This is a genomic window from Cobetia crustatorum, assembly GCF_000591415.1.
Lineage (GTDB): Bacteria > Pseudomonadota > Gammaproteobacteria > Pseudomonadales > Halomonadaceae > Cobetia > Cobetia crustatorum.
Map to the genome: position 1 here is coordinate 1 of NZ_JEMF01000135.1, position 5,604 is coordinate 5,604.

General features: G+C 55.9%; 5 protein-coding genes. 3 read left to right on the plus strand and 2 right to left on the minus strand.

Going from position 1 to position 5,604, the window contains the following annotated elements; all coding sequences use genetic code 11:
- Positions 1-108: 108 nt before the first annotated feature.
- The gene (locus BF12_RS20930; protein WP_211242492.1) at positions 109-1,338 is read right to left on the minus strand and encodes a Na+/H+ antiporter NhaC family protein; all 1,230 of its coding nucleotides are present in this window, start codon (positions 1,336-1,338) and stop codon (positions 109-111) included.
- A complete protein-coding gene (locus BF12_RS22540; protein ID WP_211242493.1) occupies positions 1,338-1,709 on the minus strand; it encodes a hypothetical protein in 372 nt (123 codons plus the stop codon). The genes BF12_RS20930 and BF12_RS22540 overlap by 1 nt, the downstream gene beginning before the upstream one ends.
- A gap of 509 nt (positions 1,710-2,218) precedes the next feature.
- On the opposite strand from BF12_RS22540, the gene BF12_RS0117845 reads away from it, so the two are divergent.
- From BF12_RS0117845 to BF12_RS0117855, 3 genes are all read left to right on the plus strand, one after another.
- The gene (locus tag BF12_RS0117845; RefSeq protein ID WP_024953442.1) at positions 2,219-3,670 is read left to right on the plus strand and encodes an alanine/glycine:cation symporter family protein; all 1,452 of its coding nucleotides are present in this window, start codon (positions 2,219-2,221) and stop codon (positions 3,668-3,670) included.
- Between the two features lie 216 nt (positions 3,671-3,886).
- On the plus strand, positions 3,887-4,603 hold the full coding sequence (locus tag BF12_RS0117850) for a 7-cyano-7-deazaguanine/7-aminomethyl-7-deazaguanine transporter (RefSeq protein ID WP_024953443.1): 717 nt from the start codon (positions 3,887-3,889) through the stop codon (positions 4,601-4,603).
- A 40-nt stretch (positions 4,604-4,643) separates the two neighbouring features.
- Positions 4,644-5,399, plus strand: coding sequence for a ParA family protein (locus tag BF12_RS0117855; RefSeq protein WP_024953444.1), 756 nt, complete (start codon positions 4,644-4,646; stop codon positions 5,397-5,399).
- Positions 5,400-5,604 lie beyond the last annotated feature (205 nt).

Genomic DNA, 5,604 nt, shown 5'->3' on the forward strand with positions numbered 1-5,604 from the left:
TTGAGTAAATCGACAGTTCGTTAGTTGCTACACATAAAGAAGCCCCGCCATGGCGGGGCTTCTTTATTGTTCTAACATCGCTGTGATTCTGGGAGGAGAGCTGACGATTTAGATGCGAGCAACCACCGGGTTGGCTCGCTCACGGCGTGCCAACCAGGCAATGCTGACGAATAGCAGGCCAGCCAAGCTCAGCCAGCCGAACAGCGTACTGTCAGTCAGGCCCATGACCAGATAGGCCAGTAGCGATATCGCAGCACCCAATAGTGCATAGGGTAGCTGTGTCATCACGTGATCGATGTGGTGGCAGCTGGCACCGGTCGAAGACAGGATGGTGGTATCGGAAATCGGGGAGCAGTGATCACCGAACACCGAGCCCGCCAGTACCGCGCCCATCATCGGCAGCATCATGCTGATCTCGGTGGCGGCCGCCATGTCTCCCGCGATTGGCAACATGATGCCGAATGTGCCCCAACTCGTGCCGGTCGCAAAGGCCATCAAGCCAGAGAGCACGAACAGTAACATCGGCAACCAGGTCGGAGAGACCACACCATCGACCAGTGTTGCGAGATATTGACCGGTACCGAGCGAACCAATGATACCCGTCAACAGCCAGGCGAAGATGAGGATATACACGGCAGGCATCATGGAGCGCGCGCCCTGCACGATGGCACCGACGCTACGGCTCATGCCCATGCGATGACGCAGCAGCATCAGTACTGCTGTCAGCAGGCCAATGGCGCCCCCGATGATCAGCGACTTGGCGACATCCGTCAGTTCAAAGGCACGAATGATATCGAAGGCTTCACCGTCAGCGGCGAGTGCGCTGGCACCGGTCTGGACGATCATGAAGAAGGTTGCGATCACGAGTACGACGATGGGAATCAGCAGGTCCATCGGGCGACCACGCTTGGACTCTTCGACATGGGTGTTGCCCGGCGGGTTACCGCGCGAAGCATCAAACAGCTCACCATCACGTGCTGCGACAGCGTGACGACGCATGGCGCCGAAATTGATGTCGAACCAGGCTGAGGCAATTACAAGCACTAGCGCGGCAATGGCGTAATAGTTGAGTGCAGACAACTCAAGGAAGGCACCGAAGGGGCTGATGTCCGTGATGTGATGCGTTGCCAAGATACCGGCAATCAAGCTGATGATGTAGGCACCCCAGCTGGAAATTGGCGTCAGCACGCAGACCGGTGCGGCAGTCGAATCAATCAGATAGGCGAGACGTGCCCGAGACAGCCCTTGGCGATCAGTCAATGGACGGCAGATATTGCCGACTGCCAGGCTATTGAAGTAGTCATCGATGAAGATGAAGACTCCGAGCATGACCGTCATCAGCTGCGAGCCGCGGCGTGTGGTGACGCGTTCGCGTGCCCAGTTGCCGAAGCGCGCGTGCCCCCGGCCAAGGTGATGACGCCAACCATTGCCCCAAGTGCGAGCAGGAATAGCAGGATGTAGACGTTCCAGCTATTGAGAGTGACATCACTGAAATGGCCACTTTCAGGCAGCTCAACAAAGACGGCTACCAGCTGCTGCCAGAGGTAATCGAGCGTTGCGATTGGCGCAAAGCCATTCAGCAGAAGCGCGCCAGAGACAATGCCCAGCCCGAGGGAGAGCATGACGCGGCGTGTCAGTATTGCGAGACCGATGGCTATGATCGGGGCGAGCAGCGAAAGCGGAGATGCCGCGTAGCTGGTCAGTTCCATGTATCACCTGTTTTTCAAAGGTAGACGCCGGGACAATGCGTTCTACCGAGTGCCATGTTGGCTATTATGGTGCGTGGGCGTCAGGGAGGTGCACCGCCTGATCGCAGCGCGCCTTGAGACCGAAAAGCCATTGGGCATGCGGAAAACATTAGGCGCGCACGACAAGTCTTGCCACTTCAGGCCCGCTGAAGCAGGCAGGCCGGAAAGGAGGGGGCGCATTATGCCCGAGCAGGCGAAACAGCGAAACATTGCTGCTTTAATCTAAAGTCTACAATGCAGTAAAAAAGACCGCTATTTCGGCTGTTATCCCCTAAAATCGTGTCACGAAATGCTGACAAACAGTGGGCTCTTCTTGCTTATCGCTGTTGGATATGAAGAATGGCGCTCACCAAAGCATGTCGAGCAGCACGCCTGTAGATGCTGCTCGCTGTCAGCAAGGGTCGAGGCTTGCCTCCATGACACCTCTGGCAGCGACGACGAGACCAAGAACCCGCTAAAGCGAGACCGACATGTCGGAAACTACTTCCATCATTCCAGCGCCGATTCTTGCGCTGATCGACGCCGGCAACGGCCTGCTGTGGGGCAGTGTGCTGATTTACCTGCTCATCGGGGCAGGCATCTTCTTCACTGTCATGACCAAGGGCATCCAGTTCCGTTACTTCGGACATATGTGGAAGCTGTTGGCGACTTCTCGTCAGGGCAGCGAGGGAGGCATCTCCTCCTTCCAGGCGTTGGCCACCTCCCTGGCGGCACGTGTCGGGACCGGTAACCTTGCGGGCGTGGCCGTGGCCATCTCCCTGGGTGGCCCGGGCGCGATCTTCTGGATGTGGATGACGGCACTGGTCGGCATGGCCACCAGTTTCATCGAGTCCACATTGGCCCAAGCTTATAAGGTTCCGCACGACGACAAGACCTTCCGTGGTGGCCCGGCGTATTACATCGAGAAAGGGCTGGGTCAGCGCTGGATGGCGATTCTATTCTCCATCTGCTTGATCATCGCCTTTGGTCTTGCTTTCAACTCCGTGCAGTCCAATTCCATCGCGCTAGCCATGGAGCAGGCCTTCGATGTGCCACCATGGATCATGGGTATTGTGCTGGTAGTTGTCATGACACCGATCATCTTCGGTGGTATGAAGCGTATTGCACGTACCGCCGAACTGATCGTTCCGATCATGGCCATCCTATATCTGCTGTTGGCGGTATTCGTGGTGATCTCTAACATCACTGAGCTTCCGCAGGCGCTGGGTACCATCTTCCGTAGTGCCTTTGGTCTTGAGCAAGCGGCCGGTGGCGCGCTGGGTTACACAATTGCTCAGGCGATGATGAACGGTATCAAGCGTGGTCTGTTCTCCAACGAAGCGGGTATGGGCTCCGCACCGAATGCTGCTGCGATGGCGACCACCAAGCATCCGGCCTCGCAGGGCTTTGTGCAGATGCTGGGTGTGTTCATCGATACGCTGGTGATTTGCACCGCGACCGCGGCGATCATCATCATGAGTGGCACACTGGGCACTGACGGCAGCAATGATGGTATTCAGATCACCCAAGCAGCGCTGACGTCTCAGGTCGGTAGCTGGGGTGGTGCCTTCATCGCAATTGCTATTCTGTTGTTTGCCTTCACCTCGCTGGTCGCCAACTATTCCTATGGCGAGTCCAACATCGAGTACATCGCCGGCAAGAAGAACGCCAAGTCGGTCATCATGATCTATCGTTTTGCCGTGTTGGGCATGGTCATGCTGGGGGCTGTCGCTAGCCTGAAAAGCATCTGGAATTTCGCGGATCTCTCGATGGGCGCGATGGCACTAATTAACTTGATTGCCATCCTGTTGCTGTCACCACTGGCCTTCCGTCTGTTCAAGGACTATGACCGTCAGCACAAGGCAGGCAAGGAGCCGACCTTTGATCCGGACCAGTTCCCGGAACTCAAAGGCAAGATTGATCCGAGCATCTGGAAGAAGTAAGTGCATGAAAGGCAGTGTGAGTTGAGGGCCTGACCAACTCGCCAGAAATGACACTGCTCTGCATGCCAATGGCCGCGCATCGTGATACGATGCGCGGCCATTTTACGTCATGGAGTCCATGGTTCTTCGGTTTCATGATGTCGATAATAGCGTCATGCCTCGTGTCAGGGTTCCCTCACCCCTGAACGGCGACTTGCAGTTAAAAAAGGACCTTAGATGTTGATCCTCTCCGACACCCAGTCGCGACGTGCTCTTATTGCACTTTCCCTGTTTCATATTCTGATCATCACGGCCAGTAACTATCTGGTCCAGCTGCCGATGACACTGTTTGGATTCCATACAACGTGGGGCGCCTTCAGCTTCCCGTTTATCTTCCTCGCGACAGATCTCACCGTACGGTTGTTCGGCAAGTACTATGCGCGTCGTATCATTGCACTGGTGATGCTGCCAGCGCTGATCATCAGCTACATGTTGTCGGTGATGTTTCAGGATGGCATTTTTGCTGGCGTTGAAGCGCTAGGAGATTTCAATCTCTTCGTGGCGCGTATTGCGCTGGCCAGCTTCATTGCCTACGTGATCGGCCAATTACTCGATATTCAGGTGTTTGATCGTCTGCGTCGCAATGCACATTGGTGGCTGGCGCCGATGGCATCGACATTATTGGGTAATCTTGCCGATACCTTTGCCTTCTTCTCGGTAGCATTTCGTAATGGGCCAGACGCCTTTATGGCGCTGCATTGGATTGAAATTGCCTGGGTGGATTATGCCATCAAGCTGGCAATTTCACTGCTGCTGTTCTTGCCCATGTACGGCCTGCTACTGAGCTGGCTTAGCCGCACGCTGGTCGCGAAAGGCTGTCGCCGGGTCGCGAAGGCGTCTGATCTAACGTTAACGGGTAACTGCCCACATACTGTCATCGAACTGCTGCCATGATGTGCTAACGTGGCTTAAAACAGGGAGAGGCGGGGTGGCAATGAGAATTGTGGCGCTATACAGCATCAAGGGTGGCGTGGGGAAAACGGCTTCGGCAATTAATCTTGCTCATTCGGCAGCAGCATGTGGCCTTCGTGTGCTGCTGTGGGATCTGGACCCCCAGGCTGCCGCGACCTTCTATGTGCGTACCAAGCCTCGTCTCAAGGGCGGCATCGAGAAGCTGGTCAAGGGCAAGCAGGAGATGGCGCGAGTGATTCGCTCAACAGAGTATGAGGGGCTCGATATCCTGCCTGCCGAGTTTTCCTACCGGCACCTTGATCATATTCTTGAGGATGAAAAGCGCTCGCGGCTGCGCAAGCTGCTCAAACCGATCCGTGATGATTATGATCTGGTGGTGCTGGATTGCCCTCCGAGTATCTCCAGCCTGTCGGAACAGGTTTTTGCGGCGGCTGATGCGTTACTCGTACCGTTGATCCCGACGGTATTGTCACTGCGTACGCTTGAGCAACTCAATACCTGTCTGGCAGAGTTGGACTTGGATGCTCAGGTGTGGCCGTTCTTTACCTTGGTCGATCGTCGCAAGACCTTGCACAAGGATGTGATGTCTTCGCTCAAGCGCGATTACCCACTACAGTTGAGTGCCAACATTCCCTATTCGAGTGTGGTGGAACGTATGGGGATTGAGCGCGCACCGATTTCCGTCTATTCGCGTACTAGCGCGCCTGCGGTTAGCTACCGTGAGTTATGGCAGGAGGTTGCCCAGCGACTCGGATTACCGGAAACGCCTGCGAGCTGACAGGTTTGGCCGGTGGATCGCTGGTCCACGGTGGATGATGAAAGCCGATATGCAAACGGCCCGCACTCCATGGAGTGCGGGCCGTTTTTATCTCTAGCGAGCAAGGGTGACATCGAAGTCTTACAAACCCGGTAGACCGGAGGTGGCATCCGCGTCTTCCAAGAGACGCTTCAGTGGTGCATGCAACTCAGGTGTACTGACCACG